Below are 25,048 nucleotides of genomic sequence, written 5' to 3'. Positions count from 1 at the left end.
GTGAGTTACAACGATGGACGACAGGGCGAAGGTGCTGGAGGTCAGCGACTTACAGGTGAAGCTCAAAACCGATGCAGGAGCGGTGTCTCTGCTGGAGCCAACTCATTTTGAGCTGAGAAGGGGACAAGTTCTGGGTCTTGTCGGCGAGAGTGGAAGCGGCAAAACCGTGACTTGTAAAGCGTTGCTCCAATTGCTGGATCGCCAGACGATGGACGTGGAAGGTAGTGTCCGTCTGAACGGGCGTGAGCTGAACGGAATGGTGGCCGAGGAGATGCGCCGTATTCGGGGCAAGGAAATCGCGTTTATTATGCAAAATCCGATGAGTGCCTTTACGCCAGTGTATACGATCGGAGCTCAGTTTATGGAAACGGTCCGCACGCACACCGGATTAACCAAACGACAGGCCCATGAGCTTGCCATAACGGCTCTGGAAAATATGAATTTGCCCGATCCAGCCAAGCTGATGAAGCGTTATTCGTTTCAGTTGAGTGGCGGGATGCTGCAACGGGTCATGATCGCCATTTCTATGTGCCTGCGGCCAGCAGTGGTTATTGCCGATGAACCAACGACGGCGCTTGATGTGGTCAATCAGCTACAGGTGCTGAGAGAGCTGGATCGCTTGCGTACGGAATACAATACGTCCATTTTGCTGATCTCGCATGATCTGGGCGTCATTTCCCAATTGGCGGATGAAGTGGCTGTCATGCAGCATGGTCGCATTGTTGAGCAGGCTGAGGTCCATCAGTTGTTCGATCACCCGCAGGATGAATATACGAAAATGCTGCTGCATGTCAGACCCAAGTTGTCCCTTCGGGGCATGAATCAGGTAGGTGGTTAGTCGCCTGTTCGACGGTCACACTTTCAAAAGGGGAGCGAATGCGCATGCTACAAGTGAAGGAAGTAACCCATAGCTATGGAAGGCGCAAATGGCTGGGCCGCTCTGAACCACGTCCCCCTGTGTTGGCTAACGTTTCGCTTACTATAGAAAGTGGATTTTGCCTGGGCTTACTTGGAACCAGTGGAGCTGGTAAAAGCACGCTGGGCAAGGTTATTCTAGGGCTGGAGAAGCCGCAGGAGGGTCAGGTTCTGTTCCAGGGACAGGACATTTATAATGCGAGTCCCCAGGTCCTCAGGGGACTGCGACGGGATATGCAGGTCGTATTTCAGGACTGCTACTCTGCTGTAAACCCCCGAATGACCGCTGGGCAGATTATTGGGGAGCCTTTGGACAATTACGAACGGTTATCGGTGCAGGAACAAAAAAGAACAGTCGAAAGCCTGCTGGAACGGGTTGGCCTCAAGCCAGAGGATCGGATTAAATATCCGCATCAATTCAGCGGCGGACAATTGCAGCGGATCAACATCGCACGGGCGATTGCGCTCAAACCAAAGCTGATCGTGCTGGATGAGTCCGTCAGCAGTCTGGATATGGTTCACCAGATGCACATTTTATCCCTGCTGGGAGAACTGAAATCTTCGTTTGGATTGTCATATCTGTTCATCACGCATGATATTCGGGCAGCTTATGCTGTCTGCGATGGCATTGCTGTGATGGAGCAGGGGAGATTGATCGAGCGCTGTGATGAGAAGGATCAGATTTTTGAATCTGCTCATCCGGCTGTACGACGGTTGATCTCGTCCATTTTGCCGGAACATCCAGCAGAGCGTTTTCCGCTTCATGGATAACAGTGGACCCGCAAGGGTCCTTTTTTTGTGCAACATATAGCTAAATAATCAATATGAAATTTACTTGTTGTATTATTTGAATAACCCGTTATAATATAAAATCATAGTAAATTACTTGGATATTAAAAAGGGGATGTCATAATATGAAGAAATCTGCTTTGGTAGCAGCGATTGGCCTATCTCTTGTGTTATTAACGGGTGCCTTGAGTGGATGTTCCTCGAAGGATGCGGCATCGGGGGATAAGGTCATCTATGTCGGCACACAAAATGACTACCCACCGTTTGCCTTTACGAATGATAAAAATGAGCTGACCGGATACGATGTGGAAGTAGTCAAGGAGATCGACAAGAAGCTGGACGGGTATAAGATTGAATTTGTACCTTCGGGTTGGGATGCGATATTCCTTGCCCTGGATTCGAATAAAGTTCAGATGATCGCAGATGAAGTTGCCAAAAATCCTGAACGTGAGAAGAAGTATTTGTTCTCGGATGAGTCCTATTTCTCGGCTCAGTCGGTTATTATTGTGAAAAAGGGTAGAACGGATATTCATTCCCTCAAGGATTTGGAAGGCAAGAAGGTAGCAGCCTCGGTAGGCGACTCCTACACACAGTTGCTGGAACAGTATAATGCGAAGAATGGGAATAAAATTATTTTAAAATACAATGATACAGGCACTTCGTCCGATAACCTTCAAGACGTGCAAAATGGCCGAGTGGACGCTTATGTGAATGATCCGGTTATGGCGGCGGCAACGATCAAGAAGGAAGGTTTGCAGGTGGAAGCTGTGGGCGAGCCGGTGCAAAGCGATAACATCAACCTGGTGTTCAAAAAGGATAAGCAGGGCGAAGAGCTGAAAGCTAAAATCGACCCGATTATTAAAGAGTTGAAAGCGGACGGAACACTGAAAAAATTGTCTGAACAGTGGACAGGTGGAGAATTTATTCCTCAGTAATAACAATGTAAAGGGTAAAGTGGGGTTCCTATGGAAAAGCTGTTTGATCTTGATTATATGCTGAAAAGCCTTCCCCAGATCGTCGAGTATCTCCCCGTGACCTTATGGATTGCGTTTGTGTCCATGCTGCTGGGTGGGATCATCGGGTTAGCTACGGCCTTAATCCGAATATACAAGGTGCCTGTCTTGGCGCCATTGTCTACGTTGTATGTCTCGTACATTCGGGGAACACCGCTCATTGTGCAGCTGTTTCTCGTATATTACGGAATACCCAAGTTTCTGTATTATTTCCAGAGCGAGTATGGATTCTTACAGCAATTCAATGTCTATGTCATTCCGCCCGAGCTGTTTGCGTTGCTCTCATTTTCATTGAACCTCGGAGGATATTTGTCGGAGACGTTCCGGGCGGCGATTCATTCAGTCGACCGGGGACAATTTGAGGCTGCTAATTCCATCGGTATGAGCCAAACACAAATTATGCTCAAAATTGTATTGCCGCAGGCGTTGACGGTCGCTTTGCCCAATTTGGGAAACACGCTGATCAGTACGGTGAAGGATACGTCTTTTATTTTTATGATCGGTGTCGTCGATATGATGGGACAGGCTAAAATTATGGGCGCGCGAGCGTTGGCTTTTTTTGAGGTATATGTTGCGGTGTCTCTGATTTACTGGTTGGTGTGCATTATTATTGAGCGCGGGCTTGTCGTGCTGGAGAAGCGTATTCGAATTTACGAAAGAAGTGAGTAAGGGTATGATTCAACTTCATCAAATTCATAAGCATTTTGGACAGCATCACGTGTTGAAGGGCATAGACCTGACGGTAGGCAAGGGAGAAGTCGTAGTGATCCTGGGCCCAAGCGGATCGGGGAAGTCCACGCTGCTGCGCAGCATTAATTTTTTGGAACAGCCGACCAGTGGTGTTATTGAAATTGACGGTGTAAAGGTCGATGCCGCCAAGGCGGGAAAAAAGGACATTCTCGGACTACGGATGGCAACGGCAATGGTATTTCAGCAATATCAGTTGTTTAAAAATTTGAATGCACTCCACAATGTGATGATTGGTCTGACCAGTGTGAAAAAGCTGGATCGTAAGCAGGCGAGAGAGATCAGTGAAGGCATTCTGGAAAAGGTCGGGTTAAAGGATCGTATGACTTATTATCCTGCCCAGCTTTCGGGTGGACAGCAGCAGCGAGTTGCGATTGCCCGTGCTTTAGCACTAAATCCACAGGTGTTGTTGTTCGATGAACCGACATCCTCACTTGATCCTGAATTGGTGGATGAAGTGCTGTCCGTGATTCAAAAGGTGGCGAGTGAAGGCAATACGATGATTATTGTCACACATGAGCTTGGTTTTGCGAGAGATGTAGCGGATCGGGTTGTACTAATGGAGCATGGCGTGATCGTGGAGCAGGGACCCGTCGAGCAGTTTTTCACCAATCCGAAGGAAGAACGGACACGGCAGTTTCTGGGCAAAGCGTTGGTACAGAGAGCGCCACAGGAGCAGCCTGTATCCCCATAAGAAGTACGTAGATGGGTTATAGGTATGTGCAGCGCTGTAGAGTATTGCACCTATAGTAAAAAGCACGTTAGACAAGTCGCAGGAGGAAGGAAAGCCCGCGCTTGTTTGTCGTGCTTTTTTGGCCCCCATATCACCAATTCTTTTCCATTGCAAAGTAGCTTATCACACTTATTCATGATAAATTCTAAGAACAATACAGTGAAGATGTAATCGGGAAGGAACATTGGCATATGAAAAAGGTTTTGTTCATTAATACCGGAGGGACCATTTCTTCCTCCTATCAGGAAAACGGCCTGACACCGACCCAATCGGCTGAAAATATTTTGGCGGAAATTCCGGAGCTGAAGGAGATTTGCGAGATTGATGCCCATAATCTGATGAGCATTGATAGCACAAATACACAACCTGAGGATTGGGCTTCTATCGCCCGGATGGTACATCGTTCGCTCGATCAATACGACGGTATTGTCATTGCACACGGCACGGATACGATGGCTTATACGGCTTCAGCCTTGAGCTTCATGCTGGGAACCGTAGACAAACCCGTCGTCGTGACAGGTTCGCAGGTTTCCATTTTGGCGGAGCACAGCGATTCCAAAAAAAATGTAATTGACTCATTCCTGACCGCATGTGGCGAGGTGGCCGGGGTTTTTGTCGTGTTTAACGGCAAAATTATTAACGGCAGCCGCAGCTCGAAGATCAGAACACGCAGCTATAATGCTTTTGAGAGTATTAACTATCCGTATATCGGACTCGTGGAGAACGGTAAGGTGGTCTATACGGAGGGCGTATTTGCAAATCGCGGTACCGCTCGTCACCCATACAACGACGGGTATGCTTCGGAGGTATTTCTGCTCAGGCTGATTCCGGGTACGAATCCGGCGATTTTCGATGCCATTCAGGGCTTGGGCTATAAAGGTATCGTCATTGAGGGCTTTGGTATGGGTGGCGTTCCTTTTAAAGAAAGAAGCCTGATCAGCAAAATCGAGGAGCTGATGAAGGACGGTATGAGTATTGTCGTGACTACTCAATGTCCTTATGAGGGCGGGGATTTGACGATTTACGAAGTGGGGCAAAAGGTACTGGAGAAGGGCGTTATTCCGGGGTATGACATGACAACGGAAGCGCTGGTGACGAAAATGATGTGGGCGTTGGGGCAGACGACCGACCCGGCAGGGGTAGCCAAGATTATGGCAACGAACTACGCGGACGAAGTTTCCTTGCCTGCGGATACAGCTTCCTTATAGGAAGCTGATTTCCGTAGATAAGAACAGGCATAAGAAAAAATACGGGGTTAACGCTGGGCTTGCCCCAGTCTGCTTTTAATCTCAACAGCCACTTTCAGCGCTTGTACAGCCGATTCCAGTGGAATCAGGCTTTCCGAATGTCCGCCAAAGCATTCAAGTGCATGATCCAAACTTTTTTCATATGGATTGGCAGATTCGAGGTTGATTTTTTGCTGTCCCGATGCGGTATACTCATATAATGCGGTAGGTATAAGATCGTTTTCGTCGCTTTCATGAAATACCAGCTTGGCCTTTTCAAAATAAGCCTCATAGGCCACTGTGAATGAGTAGCTTCCCGGCATGTGGGATGAGGCGATGACTTCTGTGAATGTATCCCGATGCTGAAAGTGAGCCCGAACCTGTGCTTGTTCAGGATGGGTAACTTCTGTACCCCAGACTGTATATGGATCACAGGGGTCTAATAGCCAGGTCAATAAATCCAGTTCATGAATCATGAACTGAGTAGGAATGGAGTTTAGTCCAAGATCCCCCCACAGAGGAGGCGTTTCTCTTTTCAAAGATAAGGAGACGAGCTTCCCATATTTCTGTTGGCGGTATGCCTCATACAGATAGGTATAGGCGGGATCAAACTTAATGAACTGGTTGACCAGAATCTTTTTGCCATATTGCTTCTCAGCTTGTTGCATAAGAAGAGCGTCTTCGAGATCAAAGCAAACCGGTGTTTCACAAAATACATGCTTACCGTGCTTCAGCGCATCCACGGCATAGGACCTATGCAGCTGGGAGGGCAGGCATAGATCGACGATATCCACGTCTGGGTCCAGCAGAATATCCTCTATATTTTGTGTGACTTCTACGTTTAGCTCCTCTTTCAGCTTTTGTAGCTTGGTTTCGTTCCTTCCAAATACCGTGATTCTGTTTACTTTGGGATGGTTGTTTAACAGTGAGGCATGATACGCGCCGAATCCCGTCCCCAATATTCCAATATTCATCATCCATTACACCCCTTTACTTCTATGATACACACCTATTACTGCCAACAGGGTGTCAACAATCGTTGCATTATCTTTTCAATTCGGGTTAACCATCTATTGTGGAGGAATGATTGTGAGACTGCATCGTTTAATCGCGATTTTATTATGTATCGAATCTAGAGGGAGAATGAAAGCCAAGGAATTGGCGTTGGCACTGGAAACCTCTGTACGCTCCATCTACAGGGATATCGACCTCCTGGCTGAAGCCGGCGTTCCGATTGTTACCGCTTCCGGCCCGAAGGGCGGAATTTATTTAATGGAGGGTTATACGGCGAACCTGAAACAGTTGAATGGCGGGGATGTCATTCAGTTGTATTTAACAGGGATGGGCATTTATACAGGCGGGCCCACGGAATCGGGTTTGAAGTTAAAGAATGCTCTGCTCAAACTGGAACAGACGATGCCAGACTCGTATCAGTCCGATATTAAGAAAGCCAAAGCGCGGTTTTATTTTGATGATACGCCGTGGTGGACGGAACGTATAGCCATTCCTTGTCTTGAGTCCGTAAGAGCTGCGGTGTGGGGGTCCCATAAAATAAACATTCAATATGAAAAAGCTGACGGAATCTGTTCTTCCCGTCATGTGCATCCCTACGGACTTGTGGTGAAAAAAGGAGATTGGTACCTCATTGCCTTCTGTGAAGTTGGGCGGGAGGTTCGGACCTTTAAGTGTGAGCGAATCAAGGAGGTTCAGCCGTCTGCGGAAGTCTTTGAGGTTCCGGAGGATTTTTCGCTGGAGCATCATTGGATGAGACAAGAAACCGCGTTTAAGCAGCTTTGTGCAGAGAAAGAATACTATCCCGTTCTGATCCGAACGAATAAGAAGCAAGCGGAAATCATAGCGAAAAGGATGGAAATCATCCAGTCTGTACAGGAAGGCACTCATTTCATTCTAACGGTCAACATGTATAGTTATGAAGCGGCCTGCCGCGATGCTATGGATTGGATTGGCAGGGTTGAAGTTGTGGAGCCTGTAATACTCCGACAGTTTGTGAAGGAAGAAATTAACCGACTTCAGAGGATATATGGATAAATCATTAAAAAAGCACCTGCCTAGGGCAGATGCTTTTGCTTGTTAAGTCCAGGCCCAGAGAAATCCGTCACGATCCCAGGCGATTCTGCCACCATGAAGCTTGCGAAATGCTTTTTTGATGTCTTTTTCCAGAGATACATGACCATGCTCGCTTATAAACACATACTGCTCTCCATACTTAGAGCGTACATATGCAATTGCATCTTCTTGTTTCAGGGTGCCCACTTCACGGATCTGCGCGACCATCCATTGTGCAATTTCTTGTTCTGCTGTAGGGGTGTTGTCCATTTGTCGTATCCTTTCCTGCGTACCGATTGGGTGTAGCTGCTCGGCTCACCTCCCCGTAGTATACGGCAATTCGGAGAATTATTGAATTTTTTGATATAAATTTACTGGAGCGGTTGGCTAAGCGAGCTTTCTTTTGTATAATTAAGGGAATATTCACGGGAATTTTCTTTTTTTGTATTGTAATCATGCAAGTAATCCCTGGGGGTGCCTGGTTTGAAGGAAACAACCACAATTCGCGCAGAGCTGGAACAGTACATCAGACGAGAAGGAATTACGATTAGTAAGTTTGGGGAGAACACAGGTATTAATGCAGGAACGATCAGTGCCATTATTAACGGTAATCGTCCGATTGCGATGCTGCTGTTGGATAGGATTGGTGCAGGCATGGGGCTTGAAGAAGGGAGCCTCTATGAGTTATACATTGATGAATTTATACGGAATACGGCACCGAATTGGCGACGGGTTCGTCCCTTTTTGCATCGCTGTGCAGAGCTGAACAAACTGGATTGTATTAAGCAAGTCGTGGAGTTTATGATGGACTATCTCATATACGCCCCAGCTTTGTTTGAGACAGCAGAAGAATTATTCAGCGAAGGTAAGCTCGAGGCTGCTGCAATTATTTATAAAAATGTTTCGGAAAGTGAGAAGTACCAACATTCAGAGCGTCTGGCGCTCTGCCAATACCGTTTATTTACGATTGCCGTTGGTGATGACCAGGACGAAAATTTATGGTCAGCCACACATTTCGAAAGCTTTGTGGACCGACTGGGTGAAGCAGACCAACTGGATGCCTTAAGAGACTTGGCTAATACCTATGCCTCCTTGCGGCGTTGGGATAAAGTAGAATGGTATGCTGAAAAAATGGCTCAAAAAGCCAAGGTACAATACGAGCAAAAATACGGAAATACCAGAAGACCGGAGCGTGGCAAGGAACCTAAGGGTCCTTTGTTTATGTATATTGTATATTCTTACGTGCTGCGTGCCGGGGTGTGGGATGAGCGCGGGGATTATCAGAAGGCACTGGAATTTGTATCCCTATACTCTGATTTGAGCTGGGTGCAAGAGGATACGGAAGAAGCTCGGCGTTTGAAGGCCCTTTGTAGCAACTGGGCTGAGGCCAACGGGTATTTATACCAGTTGATGTCCGGCAGTCTGGATGTGATTCCACAGTATGTAGATTATTTGGAAAAAAACGAAGGCGAAATTCTCGTGGGGTTACATAAAATTATGGTAGCGGCCAACCGTTATGATTTTAATGTAGACCATGTACTGCAACGTTTTGAAAAACAAATTGAGGCATTTGCAGATCAGCATGTTAAGGTAGGCACTTATACGGAGCAAATGTCAGCAGATCTCTATGCACGATTTTTGGCAGAGATGGCTTGTTATGATCTCAACAAACACCGTTATACCAAAGGTATGAAATTCTTGCTTGAGAGCCTTTCTTATTCCGTCGTGCTGAATGGTAATCCTGTCACCATCAAATGTGTAGGATTATTTGAAAAGTATCGGCATACTGCCACTTCTCAGGACAAAGAGGAATATAAAAACTTACTTGGAGAGGTAGAGTACATCCATGATAAAAAAGATCGTTTTTTCTCTGCTCGCATTTAATGTTTTTATCCTGTTGAATTTTCCACCCGTTACCCCTCCTATGGAAGATCCTAGCGATGTCCACAGTCATGGGTTGGGGGGATGGGCGCTTTCATCCCTTGAAGCATCTACTTGAAAAGGTCTGGATTGTCGTAACCCAAAAGGTATCCTCTTGTGAAAAGAGGATACCTTTTTTTGGTCATCCGATGCGCTTGAATGGACCGCTTGGCTCAAGGCTTGGATGATGGAGGTACAGCAGGTGGAAACCAGACATGACGCAGATCCACCCAGCCCTGACTGTTAAAAGATACGCCGCGCACAGAAGGGAGATAGGCCGTCTGAACGGGTTTTTCATATAAAATATGCAGCTGGTGCTCATCCATGAGCCGAGTTTCGATATGTTCAAATTGCTGCGCCCTAACAGTGTGATCGGCCTCCCGTGCAATTTCACGCAGCAGTCTTTCGATATCCACACGGCTATGAGGCTCAACATGTCCGGATACATTCAGATACAAGTCAAACAGGCGTAATTGCTCATCACGGTCACGAAAGAGAGAAAAGATGATTAAGTCTGACTCCATACGGATAGATGAGCTTTTGAATTCATTCATAGATGCGGCCACGATGTTACAGGTATACCCACAGGATTCGAGCTGAGCCGCAACCCGGTCTGCGTCCGCTTTATACTCGGGAATGGTAGCAATTTGCAGTGCCGCCAGTGGTTCAAAAGAATCGTTAGATGAATTTACTGCTGGAGGAAGGGAGCGATGATCCAGACATGCTACAATGCGGGCACGTATTTCTGGGTTACGCAGCGGTCCATCCTTGTGTGTATTACATGTGATAAATTTGCGTACCGAAGCCGCTGAGTGAATCTGGCTCCATGCGGTATCCGTATCTCCCGCCGATACGGGATTATGGATAATGTGAAAAGAAGAAGCGGTGTCTTCCGTATCCGGCGATTCCAGCTTAGTCGCCCACGGGAGTTGGACAATTTCCACTCGGTCCAGATGAGCTCGGCCTTGAAAATAAGGTGCGAAAGCCTCCAGTGTACACAGGCTCTCGTTCATTTCCGTGACTTTGAATGCCCCTGTACCGACAGGGTGGATGCCAAAGGCGGCTTCACCCACCTGATTAAGCTCACGCGGCACAATCGCAGCCCGGCTGGTACACAGGAAGGATAGAAATAGCTCGTTTGGCTCCTTTAGTACGAAACGTACCATCGTCGGACTTAACGCCTGGACGTGCTGAATTTGCCGGACGATAAAATGGTAAAGTCTCCTTCCCGGGGCCCGACTCAGTCGCTCAAAGGTATAGACGACGTCTTCAGCGGTGAGTATTTTTCCGTTATGAAACAGCACTTCTTTACGCAGGAAAAAAGTCCACTGTGTACGAGTGGTGTCCACCTCCCAAGCGTGCGCCAATCCCGGCAAAATCTCGCCGCTTTCGTTCGCCCGACGGGCCAGGCCATCAAAGACGTGGCTGGATACGAAGGACTCGGCAAGCCAGTTCAAGTACAACGGGTCCAGCGTATAAAGTTGCTGGCGAATAGGCAGACGCAGCGTGTCGATCTGCTGCTGATCACTGCGCACCTCCGCGTGGTGCCCAAAATAATTTAGCAGCCAGCCTTGCAAATGCTCTTGCATGGTGGAGGAGCGCGAATGAACTCGGATCTCATCCAGCGCGCGTTTGATATCATGGCGGTCTATGGCTTGCATCATGGATTGCACGGCAATGTCTTCCGGCTGAATAAGGAAGCGCAGACTGGAGCGGCGGCCTCTGCCTCGGCGGGGAGTCCATTGTATCCAGTCATGCTGCTCCATTTTCTGAATGATCATCAAGGCGTTGCGGTGAGTACAGTCAAAAATAGCTGCCAGCTCATCCAGCGTCGTCTCTATAGTATGGTTTTCGTCCTTGTCGTCAGCTGCGTGTGAGTGAAGTCGTAAAAATTGGGCATGGAGTTTCATTCAAGGTTGCTCCGTTTCCCCTATATTTGATTAAAAGCGTAGCCACTTTTATAAAATAGGAAATTTTGTTTGAATTAATTTCTCTTTATCTTCTTATTTTATCATCTACAATAAGGGTTATAAAGCATATTTGCGGAGGTATTTATCATGCATGACAAGATGAATGGAACGTCTTTGCCGAAAACGTCGTTTCTGTCTGCCTTTGCTGGCGCAATTGTGTTGGCGCTGGTTCATCAATATCTGTTCTTCGGACATGGGCTGGGCGTGTCTATGCCAATTTTTGTTATTGGGTTTTACGCCTATATGTATGCCTTTAATCGAGATCGTTTCCAGCTCAAATCATGGATAGGGCGTTTGCTGTTTGTGATCATTTTCATGCTGGCATTGACATACGTGCTGTTCAATAATCCGATCCTATATGTGTTAAATGCGCTGGCGATACCTGCTCTGATTAGCGTACATATGGTGCTGCTGTTCGGGGAGAAAAGGCATGGCTGGTCAGAACCCGGTATTATCGGTCAGGCGCTAAGCCATTGGTTTTATCAAAATTTTCGCCATATCGTGACTCCGTTTCGAATGTTTAAGACGGCAGCCTTTCGGAATGTAAAGGATGAGCGTAAGCGTGTATTGGGTAAAGTGATAATCGGTCTACTTATTGCCTTGCCGTTGCTACTCATTATTATATCTCTGCTGGCTTCGGCAGACGGGATGTTCGAAAAGTTGTTATCTGGCATACCCGAATGGATTGGCACATTGACCTTTGGGAGTGGTTTGCCGCGGCTGATCTGGATCTGCTTTTTCACCTTCTGTTTCTTCTGTTACTTGTGGGGATTTGTACAGCCTGCTCCGCGTAATACGCAGAGAGAAACTCAGTCATCAACAGTACCTTACCACGAGCCGGTTGCGATCAAGTTTGATCCTGTAATTACCGCTACGGTGCTGATTGTCATGAATTTGGTGTATGTTGTGTTCGTCGTGTTGCAGTTCGGATATTTGTTTGGTGCATGGGAAGGTGCTCTGCCCGAAGGAACCTCGTATGCCGAATATGCGAGAAGAGGATTCGGGGAGCTGGTTATGGTAACAGGTATCAACTTTGTGCTGATGATCAGTGTATTGAAGTGGACTGAATTTGGCTCAGGTATAGTGCAAAAAATGAACAGCGGCCTGCTGTACATACTCGTGGGTTGTTCGGGTGTGATGCTGTATTCGGGATATACCCGGCTGGTTATGTACGAAGAAGCATACGGCTATACGTACACCCGCTATTTGGTACACGCGTTTATGATTTTTCTGGGCTTGCTACTGCTTATTGCAGCAATGCGCATTCATTTCCGTCAACTGCCGTTGGCGAAATATTATATTGTACTCGCTCTGGTCGCCTATGTCGTCGTGAACTATGTGGGCATTGATATACGGATTGCTGAAAATAATCTCGAACGGTATCGCACGACATCGGTGATAGATAAGGAATATTTGAGTGAGCTATCGGCGGACGCGATTCCGCTGCTGATTGACTTTAGCCGTAAGGAACATGGAGCGCTGGATGAGTTTTTACAAGCCCGTTTGACGAGCATGACGAGAGAAGAATCGGCTTGGTCTGAATTCAATTGGGCAAAGTATCGAGCGCAACGAGAATTGCACAACTATATTTTGGAATGAGAGGTGTTTGGGAATGATCGGAACAGATACAGTGGAGGGTATGGTATTGGAGCTACAGGATGAGATGTCACAGTATCAGCATCAATTTGGTGTAAGACGAAACCATTTTCTTGCGGAGGCGATGTCCTACGGAATGAGTGAGGAGGAAGCTCGGTCTTATGCTATCCAGAGTATCGGTCCGGTCGTTCCCGTCGCCTATATGCCTACGTTGGCCCCGGGTAAAACCCGACCGCTCAGTCCCATGCTGGCAGCGCGGTACCGATATGCGGGGGATTGGAAGGACATCGACGAGCACCTGCTCCTGCCGGATGAGGTGCTGCGGATCGCAGGTACAGAGCAGTTTCGCAGCTGGATCAGCGATATGCGGAATTACTGGGTGGAATCGGCTCCATACCGATTCGGGGATGATCGTCTTTCGCTGCTGTCGGTTGCAAGCGAGGAAGAGGGTCACTTTTCCATGCTCGTCTGGAAGGAACCCGGTGAAGAGCCTGAAGTATGGACGTATGCTTTGCAGCATGAATACCGATTCAGTCATCTGCTCCATTGGTTCAAGTGGCTGAACGGGCGCAGTGAAGAATGAGAGGTACAAATGATGAAAAAGAATCATAAATGGATTGTGCTGTTTATCGGCATTGCTTTAATGGTGGGGATTACAGACTATTTTACACAGGCTAAATATACAGTTACTTCTGAAACCGTAATTCCCAAAGTGGTAAGTGAAGAGGGACTGCAATTATTAGATTACACAATAGTAAACGACGCGGAAATTCAGCGAGGACAATTGGTAGAATAAGTGGCTAATCTTATGTGGAATTTTTCTGCACGATCACCGTTATTTTTCTAAATCAATATAAACTGTCTCAAACCATGGTCCTGGAAAAACTTCGTACATTTGGTAAGCAACCATTCAAACGGTAATCCGAAGTGATCAGATTAAAAATCCGAGATAAGCATGGGGATGTGTTTTTATGAGCAGTGAGAGGTCTTTGAGGCTATCTGAAAGGGCTTACTATGTATAAAAGACTTGTATACTCGTTGGCTTCTCTTTACTGCTTCTCTGTTTGATGGATTATGATGTATTATTTTTTTCAAAAAAGTAGTTATGTAATACCTTTTCTATTAATACACAATTGGGCTACCTACTTTGTCGTTACTTAGTGCTTTTTCACTCAATTATTCGATAATTATAGTTACGAATGAGTGTCATCTCTTATAAATAACAAGGTTATTATTACTGAACATCGGAAATCTCTACTTAATGGAAAAGCTTCATTTTATAGAATCTACCGTGTTAAACTAATTCGCATTCGCAGAGAACTGACGAAAAAAGACATATTCTCGATCCTTCCTTATTATTGCGCCAGCTTTTAGTCGCATAGCATCATCCTCTAGTTTTTTTAAAGTTTGAGGAATATTTTCTTTTAAGTTGAGGTTTTTATCACAACGGTAACGGCAAAAGTGTGTTTTTAATTAGCGTAAATTGGATGAAAAACTTCTTGTCTTGCTTCATACCTGTGTAGTTTCTTCTAATAGATTCTTACTAAATATATGAAAAATTAGCGATTTTGTTCTTTGCCACCCTTGTTCATTTTTAGTTCAGCTTATAAATTATTGAAGGAGAATGATAGATGTGACCATATGCTGTCAAAAATAAACGGAATTTGGATTTATGGTTTACAAAATTTTGTATTTAGTTTACTATGTTAATATAAAATTAGATTTTATTGGAGGATATGTTATTGTCAATCATAAAAAATAAAAATTTAATTATTTATGAAGAAGAAGGGGATATTTTATTAATAGATATGATAAATAATAAGTTTTATGCATTAGACTATATATCTTCATTATTTTGGAAAAAGATCACTAATAACATCGATAAAAAGGATATAATTGAGAGTATTTGTACGCAATTTGAGGTAAAACCAGAAGAAGTTGAGAGCGATTTAAACACTTTTTTATTAAGGTTAAGGGAGTTAGGAGTGATGTAGACTGAGTAACAAAAAAGTTAGAAAAGCACTTTTGTTTTTTCAGTTCTCATTTTTACTTTTGTTTTTCGATTTGAAACTACGTAGGAAAGGTTTTAACAAGATTTTTATTGAATACTCAAAAAAATATTCTTTCTATAAAGAAATAAACTTAAAAGAAGCTGAATTAAAGGATAAAATTGACAGAATTAATTTAGAATTTGATATACTTGATATTGTTTGTGCTTGGTATCCTCGAAAAGCGGATTGTATACATAAGACTTTTCTAGGATATAGAAGACTTAGAAAAAAATATGGGATTGAAGTTGATATGGTGGTTGGAGTAAGAAAGTTCCCATTAGAGGCCCATGCTTGGTTAATAAGAAAAAATCATAATATATTAGACAGTGAATTTGAAACAAATAAGTACAAAATAGTTTTAAGCTCTTTAGAATATAGAAAAGGGTGATTAACTTTGCAATGGTTCATAGCTCGTATGTTTTTCTCTGAGAGCGACTATAATGAAATTGATATAAAAAAAGAGATTGAAGAGGAATTTGGCATTGAAGTTAAACATAGTAGTTTTAAATGGGAAGATGGTGAATTTTTATGGGCAGGTAGTAAAGAAGATGAACTAAGCTTCATAAAGTGCGGAGATTTACTTATCGTAGGGGATATAGAATTGCATAATAAAATAGATTTGGTTCATAAATACCAGCTGAGAAGTTCTATATCCGTTTTGAATTTAATCAGCATATTGTATAGAGCTAATGGTATAGACTTTGTTAAGGAGTTAGTTGGAGAATTTTCTTTTATTATATATGATACAGGTTCAAGAATAGGATATGCTATTAGAGACCATTTGGGTGTGAAGACTCTTTTTTGGATAAAAGGTAAAGATGGTTATATCTTAGCGAATGATATGTTTCTGTTAAAAAGATTTTTTAACGTCCAAAATATTAACATAAATTACTTTTTTGATTTTGTGAAATATGATGGGATTGTAGACGGTGAGATTACCCCATATGTAGAAGTGCATCGAGTTTCTAGCGGATGCTACATAAGGTTTAATAATGATTTTAGTGAGAAAAAGCTTTATTGGGACTTATCAGATCTGAATGATGAGGTGGAGTTTAAAAATGTAGATGATTATATAGATGAGTTTAAAAGTATTTTTTTTAAAGCTGTAGAATCGAGGTTACAAACCAGCAGTGAGAATACAATTATGCTAAGTGGTGGATTAGATTCTACTTCTATTTATGCAGCTTCAAAAATTATTTGTAGTGATAAAAACAACAAAAATAGGATGATATCGTCTGTGAGCGCTGTTTTCGATGAACTTAAAGAATGTGATGAGAGTTCATTTATATGTAAGTTACTTGACAAATATAATGATAAAGGGAATTTTAAAAGATTTGATAGTCAATTAATGTACAATAACTTTCCTAGAGGTATTCCTTTCTCTTATGAGCCACATACGAGTGCTCTAACATTTGAATTTACTTTTATTTTGGTAAATGAAGCTGCTAAAGCAGGAAGCAGAAATGTATTAACTGGTTATGCAGGAGACCAATTACTAACAGGTTCATTGTATGTAACGAGAGACTTGTTGAGAAGGGGGGAAATTAAACGAGTGTTAAATTATATTACTAATTATTCTGTTGCTACGAATACATCTGCATTTAATAATTTTTTGGACTACACAATTTTTCCGAAAAAATTAACAAATCAAATAGGTTTTGAAAAAAGTAAAAAAATAAAATATTCTCATCAGAAATATTTATATCTTCAAATGAACAATTCAAAAGCACATTTATTTATGGATCGAACTATAGGAGGACTAACAGGAGTGAATCTCATGCATCCTTTTTTAGATAGGAGGTTGGTTGAATTTATTTATAGGATTCCTGGAGAATTTACTTTTTCTCTTTATCAGAACAAATTTATTCTAAGAAGAGCATTGAGAGACTTGCTTACAGAAGACATAGCCAACAGATTAAATAAAACAACACACCTAGCCTATACTTATAAAAGCATTAGAGAAAATTGGGGTGATATATATCAAAGTTTATGTCAACCAAAGATGATAACAGAGTTAGATCTAGTAACGGAAGTTAAATGGCAAGAAATGCTGACAGAATGGAGAAATGGGAAAGCAGTTTCTGACAATTTCTGGGTTTTGTTAACAATTGAACTGTGGAAAACTCTTTATGATTATAAGTTCAGTAATTAGTATAAGACTATTATGTTATTTATAGGGAATAATAGGAGGAATATTAATGCAATATACTAGTCCTAAAATTGTAAGTTGTGGTGATAGCCAGCACCTAATCAAAGGAGAGTGCGGTTGGGGAACCGAAAACGCGACTTTTGATAAAACCGGAGCATATAAGACAACAAAAAGAAGAATGGAACTCGTTCAGATGTTTCCTCAAGAAGTTAGGGTTTGTAAAGTAGTTGAGGCCTGCAGTTCTGATTCAAACGAGTGTTAAGATTAAGATAATTTCAAAATTTAAAAAATAATAAATCCCCTATAAATAACATAATACTGTTATATGATCATATCAGCTAAACAAGAGCTGATATGATCATACTAATTAAAATGGAGTAAAATTATGATGGAAAATATTAGAATAATTATAACCATTTTATGCATTTTTATATATTTGGCTCTAGTCAAAAAAATTCTCTCAAACAATTTTTTTCTAAAAAAAATTGGAAAGTTGAATAAACTTGAGAAAAATTACACGGGTTATATTTTTATAATATCAGAGAAAGAAGCGCATAATGATATAGATATATTCAAAGAAATATATCATAAAATTTTAAAAAAGGAGAAATGTATTTTTTTTAAAATTGAATCACTTCATGAAAGTTCTGATGAGATAAAAGATATAATTAGTGATATGAAACTAACCTATATTCCATCATTATATTATAAATCTGATCAAATAACAAAGGAGATTTTTAACTTCGATGACGAATTTTTCCTTGATTTAAGTTTAAAAGGATTAATAACTGAAATTAGAATTAAAATTAATGAGGTGCATTAGATGTACATCATGATTAAAATTGTTTTTTTCTTGATTGGATTATTTTATCTTAAAATTAGCATCAGTAAAGTCAAAAAAGTATATTTTTTTTATAGGGCTTTGAATGAATACAAATTTATTCAAAACGAAAAAATTTTATCATTAATTACGCCGTTTTTAATTGTTTTAGAGTTATTTGTATCTTTATATTTTATTTTTGGGATATATTCTTTAAGAGAGATACTCCTTTGTGTTAGCTTGCAATTTTTATATATATTTCTTAATCTCAGATCTTTAAAGAATTTTAATTATGATAACTGCGGTTGCTTTCCGTTACAAGTTCCTAAGAAAGGTTCTTTGAAAATTATTTTTTTTAACATCAGCTTTCTCTTTTTTATAATAATTTTATTTGGAGTAAAGGTGCGTCTATTATAAAGTTTAGAGGAGAACTAAAATGTTAATTATTTCGTTGATTTTCCGTGTGGGAGTTGGAATCGTTTTACTGATATCTGGGTTATCCAAATTGTTTTCTGTTGTAGAGACAACAAATGATTTAAAAAAATTTAATTTCTTACCGATAAAATATCTTGGTTTTATAGCTTTATTAATTCCAATCGTTGAAATAGTACTTTCTATTTTCCTTATTATAAAAGGGAATGAGTTAATAATATTAACGGGTTGTATGGCTGTTTTTTTGTGTTTTATGTACACACATATTAGTGCAATGATAAGTAACGACAATACAAATTGCTCTTGTTTTGGTAAATTAATAAAATCTAGGCATGGATTTGGGGGGGTATTGCAAGCTAATTTACTGCTAATTAGTCTTATACCGAGCATTATATACAAAAGCAACAACCTAAACTTTTTTTTTGAAACGAACGGGCAGTTAGAAATTTGTATAGTTATTTTTATATCTTTATTATGGGGCACTAATATGATTCTCATTAGAAGGGTATTAGACGAATTTTGAAGGAGGAATCTCTGTGGTTTTTGAAAATGAAATAATATTGGCTCTTTTGATTATTATTAGCATAATAACTCTTATGTTACTAATCATAATACAGAAAATAAAGAATAACAAGGTGGTTAAACATGGCATTGAGCTCGGGGAGGAAATACCTGGAATAAATATGCATAAAACTAATGGTCAAAGTATAAATATTCGTGATGAGATCAAGCTTGGGAAAATAAAAGTATTATTTTTTCTAAATGCTGATTGCAAGGAATGTAATAAAATTCTAAAGATACTGAATTTATTTAAACCATTAAAATCGTTAAAGATTGTTGTGAATAAATCCAATGAAGAAATCGTGAGAATGCCTAAATATCTTTATGAAGATAATACTTTTTTTGTAGATGCGCAGACATTATCAAGAACCTTGAAAATTAACGCATTTCCATTTTTTGTGGTAAGTGACATTCATGGAAAAGTTATTGATAAAGGGTATCTATCAGAAAGCAACCTTACTAAATACATTGCTAAATATGAATTAATATGAGAAAAGAGTTGAGTTTGTCACTTAAAACATTTTTCAAAAGTCAAATTTACTTTATTCGATTAATTTATAAAGAAAACCCATTTAGTTGCATCACTTTCATTTTATCTACATTACTTATATCAATTTTTCCCCCTGCATTAGTTATACTTAACAAAAAAACAATTGACTCTATAAGTCTTATTGGTACAAATGATTTAATGTTTCTGAATGCAATTAAATTTGCAACTTTGTTGTTTTTGTTGCAATATATTTCTGCGATTTTAAACTCTTTCTCAAATTATATCTTTGCTAAGATATCTGAGAGTGTCAAATTTGTTTTAAAAAGATTACTTTTTAAAAAAATAGTAGATATACCATTTGATCAATTTGAAAATAGTAAATTTTATGATGATATAAATTTAGCGGATATTTCTATTACGACTAATGGAGTTAAGGTAATACAAAATTTTATTAATATAATAGGTGGCTTACTATCTTTATTTGGAGTATTGGGAATATTACTTACAATACATTGGACAATGCCTTTAGCTTTGTTTATATCGACGCTCCCGAGCATAGTAATTATAATTATGACTAAATCAAAAGGATATAAAAATAATAGCTCAACTGCTTCGATCTCACGAGAAGTAGGCTTTACCTCTGGTTTATTTATAAATAGAAATTCGATAAAAGAAATTAAAGTATACGTTATTGGTGATTTTTTGATAAAAAAATGGGAGCGATTATATAAGGTTATACAAAAGAATACCTTAAATTTAGCGTTTTGGGAATTCAAAAATAACATCTTGGCAATTTTTATTTTGCAAGCATCTAGTTTAGGAGTTTCATTACTCCTTATTAATCAAATTAATAAAAATATGCTATCAATTGGGGATTATGTGGCTCTGCTAGCGGCAGTTACATCAGTTCAGAGTATATTTGGATTAATAGGTGGAAATATTGGCTCTATTTATGAGACTGCAATTTATAATACTTCGCTGTTAAGAGTATTGAGTTTGAATACAGAAAGAATTTATATACAAGAAACTCAAGAATATGAAGAGAATAATCTAGAGAGATTTGAAAAGTTAAATGTTAAAAACTTAACATTTTTTTATCCAACTTCAAAAGAAGCCGCTCTTAAAAATATTTCTTTTAAAGCAGTAGAGGGAGAGAAAATATCAATTGTCGGATATAATGGTTCGGGAAAAAGTACATTATCGAATTGTATTTTAGGTTTGTATAATGTTAATGAAGGATCTGTAGAAATAAACGGAATAAATATAACACAAATAAGTAAAGTAAAGCTATATAGAATAGTTTCAGCTATTTTTCAGGATTATACTAAATATAAATATACACTAAGAGAAAATTTATCCTTTGGTGATTTATCAAAATTAGATGATGATCCATATTTATTTAGTGTTTTGGAAAAGGTTAATTTAAGAGAAAAGGTAATGAAACTAGATAATAAACTAGATTCGTTTTTAACAAAAGAAATTCAAGAAGGAATTGAATTGTCTGGTGGAGAGTGGCAAAAAATTGCGTTAGCAAGGGGACTTATAACTGATGCAGATCTTATTATACTTGATGAGCCTACCTCAGCATTAGATCCAATAAGTGAACTGCAAGTGTTCGAAATATTTCACAAATTAGCTAAAAATAAAACAACTATTACAATTTCACATAGGCTGGGTCCTACTAAATTTGCTGATCGTATCATCGTTATGAACAAAGGGGAGATTGAAGAAGAAGGATCTTATGAACAATTAATGGAAAAAAGAGGGTTATATTACGAAATGTATATGACACAGGCTAAATTCTATAACAGTGAAGGGAATGTTTATATTGAATGAACCTGTTTTATCTGTTAAACATTTGTCCAAGGCTTATTCAAGTTTACAAAGTAAAGTTATTGCCTTGAATAATGTGACATTTGATCTCCGACAAAATGAGATGCTAGCGGTAATGGGCACAAGCGGTTCAGGGAAAAGTACTTTGCTTAATATATTGGGAGCTATGGATGCCCCAGATGAAGGAGAGATTTTATTAAATGGTGTGATACAGAAGAATATTTTTACAGAGCCTTATGCTACATTATACCGTAGTAATAAAATAGGTTTTATCTTTCAATCATTTCATTTATTAAAGGATTTGTCTGTAGAGGAAAATATTGCGTTACCTTTGATCCTAAAAGGTAAAAACGATTCATATATTAAAGCTCTTGTTGAAGAAATACTAACTAAGATTGGGCTTCTTCAATGGCGTAAACACCGGCCTACGCAGTTATCCGGGGGCCAACAACAACGTGTAGCTATCGGAAGAGCAATTATTATGTCGCCTCCTATTTTACTGGCAGATGAGCCAACAGGAAATCTGGATTTTAATACATCAAATGATATCTTGAATATACTAGTAGATATGAAAAAAAGTATGAATCAGAGTATGATTATCGTTACACATGATGCTAACATTGCTTCTTACGCAGATCGTGTGCTGTTTTTTCATGATGGACAAATTATTGACACTCATAAGAAAGAAGAAGAACAACAAAATCTGGATCAAATTTTGTATAAATTCAAAAATATTTTGGAGAAAACATTATGATAAATTCAATAATCGGTTTAGCATTTCGTTTTTTTCGTGTTAATAAATTTATCACGAGTTCATCCATACTGAGTATAATGTTAACGTTCACTTTGATCATAACAATGGCTGTGTTCTCTAGTAATGCTCAGAAATCTCTTGAAATCCAGATGAGCAAACTTTATGGCAATATGAACCTGTCAGTAGGATACAACCCTGAACAACATAAAGTAATAAATAAATCTCTTTTAAATCAAATCATTTCAAGTAAGGAGATTATTCAATCTTCAAGTGTTCTTATAAACCATTTACATGTAGATGGTTTAGATTCGTCATTATATACGTTAGGCGTCGGGAATGATCCCCTTGTTAAAAGCCATTACCATTTCAGTCGCAATATTCAAGGGAATGAAGTTATTATTAACCAGACACTGGCTCAAACTCTGAACCTGACTGAAGGGAAAACTTTATTATTAGAAAATAAAAAATTTACTATTAAGGAGATAATAGCTGATTCCAACTCAGGCGGAACAACTTCAGCCATATTAATTGTACCGTGGGGGACTTTGAAAAAAATAGAATTTCAAAAAACTGGGATTCTTAATGAAGCAACTTATGTACTTATTCAGACTGCTGAGAAAACCGATAACTATGAGCTTGCAAACTCTATTCATCGGATAGATCAGGAACTCCGAATTGACATTGCTGAACAGGATCCTTTTTTACAAAAAAATATGAAGTCTCTTAGATTTCTAATTATTACAATATCTTTTTTAATACTATTAGTCACTTCATTGATTATTATTTCCAATCTACAAGCTTTTATGTATAAGTACAAGCATGAGTTTGCTGTAATGAGGTCTTTTGGAGCCAAGTCCACCGATCTATTTAAAATAATATTATTACAAAGCAGTTTACTCAATATATGCGGCGCGACTTTGGGTTATATCGTCTCTCTAATTTTTAACACGGTCTCCCAACAAGGGTTACAAAAAATATTTTCCGAATCACTTGCAACTACTCAATTTAATCATGGGTACGCTTTAGTAACTACACTGATTAGCATGGTATTTGTAGAATGTTTTATGCTGATTCCAGCTTACCGGAGTACAAAAATCTTACCTTTGAAAATTATGCAGGATAATGAACAAAATGAGTTCACTTCTAAACAAGGATTAAGTAAAGCAGGGAAAATATTCTGTATTACCGGGATTGTTGTGATGATATGGGCAAAGGTCATGATGAATGGTGGGGACACGCAGACATTAGGCATAGCAGTAGCTATTATACTTACTATGGTCGGTTTGTTTCTCTTATTCCCTGTCTATCTTCCTCAATTGCTCTCTTTTACCCTGTTGCCCATCCGAAAATCTCTAGGTAACTATTCTTTTATTGCTGTTAAAAATACAATACCTCAAATCAGAAAAAATACATTTATTATACTTATCATTGCAGTTACAATGGTCATTACTATTTTTGGCGCTTCACTAATGAAGACCATTCAGAATAATGAGCAATCTTATCTTGAGTCACAATATCCAACCAATATAGTTATATCCAATCGAGCAGGAAAAAACCTGAATGAGAATTACAAGAAATTAGTGAAAGATATAAAACAGATTCCTGGCGTGGAGGGAGCAAGTACTGTAAGTGTAGCTAACTCAGCCAGTCTTATAAAAAATAATAAAAAGACCGATTTTGTTTATAGTTTTACAGATTTAAATGAAATGGCGAATCAGGGGTTATTACCTCATATTACACAGACTCAGGAGAATAATATCATCATTACAAAAAAAATAGCGAAAGAACATAATTTAAACCTTCATGAGACAATGGAAATCAATATATATCCAGATTTTAAAGATGCCACCAATACATCTACAGTTTTCGCGAAGATTGCGGGCATTTATGATCAGTTGCCAGGGACTTTTGCAGATGCCTATGTAGATTGGGGAGAACCGAACTTTTTAACCAATTACACTATAGTAGAACGAGTATTTATTTCTACAGTAGATCCTAATCCCAATAAAGTGGTAGTCTCTTTGGAAGAATTGAAGCAAAAGTATGCGGGGCTCCAAGTTGACACGCTGACGAACTCTTTAGAACAATCTAACAAATCCTTTTATCAAAGATGGGCTATTTTTATCACTGTAATAATTGTTATTTTACTTAGTGTTATGCTAGGAGTATTCAGCACTCTTATTAGCAATGTGTACTCTAAAAGAAAAGAATTCGCAATTTTGAGAAATTTATCAGTAACAGGTAAAGGAATAGTCCAAATTATATTAACACAAGTTGTATTATATATTGTTCTAGGGGTGTGTATAGGTTTTATCGTAGGAATAGCACTTTTATATGGTTTGAAATTTATTGACTTAACGGCGATCCGTGTTAATTACCTTGCAATAATTTCAGTAACAGCAGTTTTATTAATATCGAGTTTTATTATATTTGTTCCTTATGGAAGGCATTTAAGCAAAAGGAATTTACCTAAAGAGCTCGCCGAGAAGTCCTAATCCAAAGTCAAGAAGATATTTTGTTGAGAAAATGAAATGTAACTCTATTGAGACTGTTTTGTCACTTCGATCGTATTCCTCATGAATATGAGGATAGATGTTATTTAGAATTTCATGTTATAAATAAGGTGTGTAATTATTTTTTGAACTTTGGTCCATAAGCTAGCTCTTAAAAAACACATTCTTGTAGACCGAACGAGCGTATCGACCAGGTGATCAAAAAACAGCAAGTGAGGAGAACGTGCAGTTCATGCCTAGGATCGATGGGATATATACAAACACCCTTACTATAGTTATCATCGGATGATAAGGGTCTTGAAAATCTAGTTTCATGAATCGGGAGCGTATACGCTGGCTGATGCAACTCATTTCCCCAAATTAGCTCACACATTTTGGTTATCAACCATTCAAATGGCATTAAAGAAACGCGTAGACTAGAAATTTGGGATAAGCTAGGGAATGCGGTTTACGAGCAGTAAGTGTTAGT

The 25,048-nt window shown here is 39.7% G+C and carries 25 protein-coding genes; 22 read left to right on the top strand and 3 right to left on the bottom strand.

Going from position 1 to position 25,048, the window contains the following annotated elements:
- Positions 1 to 13 precede the first annotated feature (13 nt).
- The 6 genes from MLD56_RS25040 to MLD56_RS25015 all read left to right on the top strand — a co-directional run bounded on the left by MLD56_RS25040 (position 14) and on the right by MLD56_RS25015 (position 5,405).
- Complete coding sequence (locus MLD56_RS25040) at positions 14 to 838, top strand: ABC transporter ATP-binding protein (RefSeq protein WP_029518800.1); 825 nt, start codon at positions 14 to 16, stop codon at positions 836 to 838.
- A 38-nt stretch (positions 839 to 876) separates the two neighbouring features.
- Positions 877 to 1,686, top strand: a complete 810-nt coding sequence (gene nikE / locus MLD56_RS25035; protein WP_029518799.1) for a nickel import ATP-binding protein NikE — start codon at positions 877 to 879, stop codon at positions 1,684 to 1,686.
- Between the two features lie 143 nt (positions 1,687 to 1,829).
- Complete coding sequence (locus tag MLD56_RS25030; protein WP_029518798.1) at positions 1,830 to 2,639, top strand: transporter substrate-binding domain-containing protein; 810 nt, start codon at positions 1,830 to 1,832, stop codon at positions 2,637 to 2,639.
- A 30-nt stretch (positions 2,640 to 2,669) separates the two neighbouring features.
- On the top strand, positions 2,670 to 3,386 hold the full coding sequence (locus MLD56_RS25025) for an amino acid ABC transporter permease (protein ID WP_013312615.1): 717 nt from the start codon (positions 2,670 to 2,672) through the stop codon (positions 3,384 to 3,386).
- A gap of 4 nt (positions 3,387 to 3,390) precedes the next feature.
- Positions 3,391 to 4,158 carry an amino acid ABC transporter ATP-binding protein gene (locus MLD56_RS25020; protein ID WP_029518797.1) on the top strand — a complete coding sequence of 256 codons (768 nt, stop codon included), beginning with the start codon at positions 3,391 to 3,393 and terminating at the stop codon, positions 4,156 to 4,158.
- Positions 4,159 to 4,388: 230 nt separating this feature from the next.
- Complete coding sequence (locus MLD56_RS25015) at positions 4,389 to 5,405, top strand: asparaginase (protein ID WP_029518796.1); 1,017 nt, start codon at positions 4,389 to 4,391, stop codon at positions 5,403 to 5,405.
- A 47-nt stretch (positions 5,406 to 5,452) separates the two neighbouring features.
- On the opposite strand, the gene MLD56_RS25010 is transcribed toward MLD56_RS25015, so the two are convergent.
- Positions 5,453 to 6,400 (bottom strand): Gfo/Idh/MocA family protein, encoded by a 948-nt coding sequence (locus tag MLD56_RS25010; RefSeq protein ID WP_049817048.1) that lies wholly within the window; start codon positions 6,398 to 6,400, stop codon positions 5,453 to 5,455.
- 112 nt (positions 6,401 to 6,512) lie between these two features.
- On the opposite strand from MLD56_RS25010, the gene MLD56_RS25005 reads away from it, so the two are divergent.
- Positions 6,513 to 7,472, top strand: a complete 960-nt coding sequence (locus MLD56_RS25005; RefSeq protein WP_029518794.1) for a helix-turn-helix transcriptional regulator — start codon at positions 6,513 to 6,515, stop codon at positions 7,470 to 7,472.
- Between the two features lie 42 nt (positions 7,473 to 7,514).
- Here the strand turns inward: MLD56_RS25005 and MLD56_RS25000 are convergent, their stop codons facing one another.
- Positions 7,515 to 7,760, bottom strand: coding sequence for a DUF6953 family protein (locus tag MLD56_RS25000; protein ID WP_029518793.1), 246 nt, complete (start codon positions 7,758 to 7,760; stop codon positions 7,515 to 7,517).
- A gap of 213 nt (positions 7,761 to 7,973) precedes the next feature.
- Here MLD56_RS25000 and MLD56_RS24995 point away from each other — a divergent pair, with 213 nt between their 5' ends.
- Complete coding sequence (locus MLD56_RS24995) at positions 7,974 to 9,374, top strand: transcriptional regulator (RefSeq protein ID WP_029518792.1); 1,401 nt, start codon at positions 7,974 to 7,976, stop codon at positions 9,372 to 9,374.
- 209 nt (positions 9,375 to 9,583) lie between these two features.
- Here the strand turns inward: MLD56_RS24995 and MLD56_RS24990 are convergent, their stop codons facing one another.
- Positions 9,584 to 11,320, bottom strand: a complete 1,737-nt coding sequence (locus MLD56_RS24990) for an ABC transporter substrate-binding protein (protein ID WP_069012260.1) — start codon at positions 11,318 to 11,320, stop codon at positions 9,584 to 9,586.
- Between the two features lie 147 nt (positions 11,321 to 11,467).
- Here MLD56_RS24990 and MLD56_RS24985 point away from each other — a divergent pair, with 147 nt between their 5' ends.
- The 14 genes from MLD56_RS24985 to MLD56_RS24925 all read left to right on the top strand — a co-directional run bounded on the left by MLD56_RS24985 (position 11,468) and on the right by MLD56_RS24925 (position 24,561).
- The gene (locus tag MLD56_RS24985; RefSeq protein WP_029518789.1) at positions 11,468 to 12,979 is read left to right on the top strand and encodes a DUF4153 domain-containing protein; all 1,512 of its coding nucleotides are present in this window, start codon (positions 11,468 to 11,470) and stop codon (positions 12,977 to 12,979) included.
- A gap of 13 nt (positions 12,980 to 12,992) precedes the next feature.
- Entirely contained in the window at positions 12,993 to 13,559 is a 567-nt protein-coding gene (locus tag MLD56_RS24980; protein WP_029518788.1) for a hypothetical protein, read from the top strand.
- Between the two features lie 12 nt (positions 13,560 to 13,571).
- Entirely contained in the window at positions 13,572 to 13,772 is a 201-nt protein-coding gene (locus tag MLD56_RS24975; protein ID WP_029518787.1) for a hypothetical protein, read from the top strand.
- A 946-nt stretch (positions 13,773 to 14,718) separates the two neighbouring features.
- Positions 14,719 to 14,970 (top strand): PqqD family protein, encoded by a 252-nt coding sequence (locus MLD56_RS24970; RefSeq protein ID WP_029518786.1) that lies wholly within the window; start codon positions 14,719 to 14,721, stop codon positions 14,968 to 14,970.
- A 31-nt stretch (positions 14,971 to 15,001) separates the two neighbouring features.
- Positions 15,002 to 15,415 carry a lasso peptide biosynthesis B2 protein gene (locus MLD56_RS24965; protein WP_029518785.1) on the top strand — a complete coding sequence of 138 codons (414 nt, stop codon included), beginning with the start codon at positions 15,002 to 15,004 and terminating at the stop codon, positions 15,413 to 15,415.
- Positions 15,416 to 15,421: 6 nt separating this feature from the next.
- A complete protein-coding gene (locus tag MLD56_RS24960; RefSeq protein WP_029518784.1) occupies positions 15,422 to 17,179 on the top strand; it encodes an asparagine synthase-related protein in 1,758 nt (585 codons plus the stop codon).
- 46 nt (positions 17,180 to 17,225) lie between these two features.
- A complete protein-coding gene (locus MLD56_RS24955; RefSeq protein ID WP_029518783.1) occupies positions 17,226 to 17,438 on the top strand; it encodes a hypothetical protein in 213 nt (70 codons plus the stop codon).
- Between the two features lie 123 nt (positions 17,439 to 17,561).
- On the top strand, positions 17,562 to 17,999 hold the full coding sequence (locus tag MLD56_RS24950) for a hypothetical protein (protein ID WP_029518782.1): 438 nt from the start codon (positions 17,562 to 17,564) through the stop codon (positions 17,997 to 17,999).
- Positions 18,000 to 18,413 carry a MauE/DoxX family redox-associated membrane protein gene (locus MLD56_RS26190; RefSeq protein ID WP_029518781.1) on the top strand — a complete coding sequence of 138 codons (414 nt, stop codon included), beginning with the start codon at positions 18,000 to 18,002 and terminating at the stop codon, positions 18,411 to 18,413.
- 19 nt (positions 18,414 to 18,432) lie between these two features.
- On the top strand, positions 18,433 to 18,951 hold the full coding sequence (locus MLD56_RS24945) for a MauE/DoxX family redox-associated membrane protein (protein ID WP_029518780.1): 519 nt from the start codon (positions 18,433 to 18,435) through the stop codon (positions 18,949 to 18,951).
- A 13-nt stretch (positions 18,952 to 18,964) separates the two neighbouring features.
- Positions 18,965 to 19,480, top strand: coding sequence for a TlpA family protein disulfide reductase (locus MLD56_RS24940; protein ID WP_029518779.1), 516 nt, complete (start codon positions 18,965 to 18,967; stop codon positions 19,478 to 19,480).
- 14 nt (positions 19,481 to 19,494) lie between these two features.
- Complete coding sequence (locus MLD56_RS24935; protein WP_241113444.1) at positions 19,495 to 21,315, top strand: ABC transporter ATP-binding protein; 1,821 nt, start codon at positions 19,495 to 19,497, stop codon at positions 21,313 to 21,315.
- On the top strand, positions 21,299 to 22,066 hold the full coding sequence (locus MLD56_RS24930; protein WP_049817045.1) for an ABC transporter ATP-binding protein: 768 nt from the start codon (positions 21,299 to 21,301) through the stop codon (positions 22,064 to 22,066). Before MLD56_RS24935 ends, MLD56_RS24930 begins: the two co-directional genes overlap by 17 nt.
- Entirely contained in the window at positions 22,063 to 24,561 is a 2,499-nt protein-coding gene (locus MLD56_RS24925; protein WP_029518776.1) for an FtsX-like permease family protein, read from the top strand. The genes MLD56_RS24930 and MLD56_RS24925 overlap by 4 nt, the downstream gene beginning before the upstream one ends.
- Positions 24,562 to 25,048: the final 487 nt, after the last annotated feature.

The organism is Paenibacillus peoriae, from assembly GCF_022531965.1.
GTDB lineage: Bacteria > Bacillota > Bacilli > Paenibacillales > Paenibacillaceae > Paenibacillus > Paenibacillus polymyxa_D.
This window is presented reverse-complemented; position numbering and strand designations above follow the sequence as displayed.

Coding starts and splice junctions, on each gene's coding strand:
- MLD56_RS24980 (WP_029518788.1), top strand. CDS start 12,993: ATGATCGGAACAGATACAGTGGAGGGTATGGTATTGGAGCTACAGGAT.
- MLD56_RS24975 (WP_029518787.1), top strand. CDS start 13,572: ATGAAAAAGAATCATAAATGGATTGTGCTGTTTATCGGCATTGCTTTA.
- MLD56_RS25025 (WP_013312615.1), top strand. CDS start 2,670: ATGGAAAAGCTGTTTGATCTTGATTATATGCTGAAAAGCCTTCCCCAG.
- MLD56_RS25010 (WP_049817048.1), bottom strand. CDS start 6,400: ATGATGAATATTGGAATATTGGGGACGGGATTCGGCGCGTATCATGCC.
- MLD56_RS24955 (WP_029518783.1), top strand. CDS start 17,226: ATGCAATATACTAGTCCTAAAATTGTAAGTTGTGGTGATAGCCAGCAC.
- MLD56_RS24925 (WP_029518776.1), top strand. CDS start 22,063: ATGATAAATTCAATAATCGGTTTAGCATTTCGTTTTTTTCGTGTTAAT.
- MLD56_RS24930 (WP_049817045.1), top strand. CDS start 21,299: ATGTTTATATTGAATGAACCTGTTTTATCTGTTAAACATTTGTCCAAG.
- MLD56_RS25000 (WP_029518793.1), bottom strand. CDS start 7,760: ATGGACAACACCCCTACAGCAGAACAAGAAATTGCACAATGGATGGTC.
- MLD56_RS25020 (WP_029518797.1), top strand. CDS start 3,391: ATGATTCAACTTCATCAAATTCATAAGCATTTTGGACAGCATCACGTG.
- MLD56_RS24950 (WP_029518782.1), top strand. CDS start 17,562: ATGATGGAAAATATTAGAATAATTATAACCATTTTATGCATTTTTATA.
- MLD56_RS26190 (WP_029518781.1), top strand. CDS start 18,000: ATGTACATCATGATTAAAATTGTTTTTTTCTTGATTGGATTATTTTAT.
- MLD56_RS25040 (WP_029518800.1), top strand. CDS start 14: ATGGACGACAGGGCGAAGGTGCTGGAGGTCAGCGACTTACAGGTGAAG.
- nikE (WP_029518799.1), top strand. CDS start 877: ATGCGCATGCTACAAGTGAAGGAAGTAACCCATAGCTATGGAAGGCGC.
- MLD56_RS24945 (WP_029518780.1), top strand. CDS start 18,433: ATGTTAATTATTTCGTTGATTTTCCGTGTGGGAGTTGGAATCGTTTTA.
- MLD56_RS25030 (WP_029518798.1), top strand. CDS start 1,830: ATGAAGAAATCTGCTTTGGTAGCAGCGATTGGCCTATCTCTTGTGTTA.
- MLD56_RS25015 (WP_029518796.1), top strand. CDS start 4,389: ATGAAAAAGGTTTTGTTCATTAATACCGGAGGGACCATTTCTTCCTCC.
- MLD56_RS24985 (WP_029518789.1), top strand. CDS start 11,468: ATGCATGACAAGATGAATGGAACGTCTTTGCCGAAAACGTCGTTTCTG.
- MLD56_RS24990 (WP_069012260.1), bottom strand. CDS start 11,320: ATGAAACTCCATGCCCAATTTTTACGACTTCACTCACACGCAGCTGAC.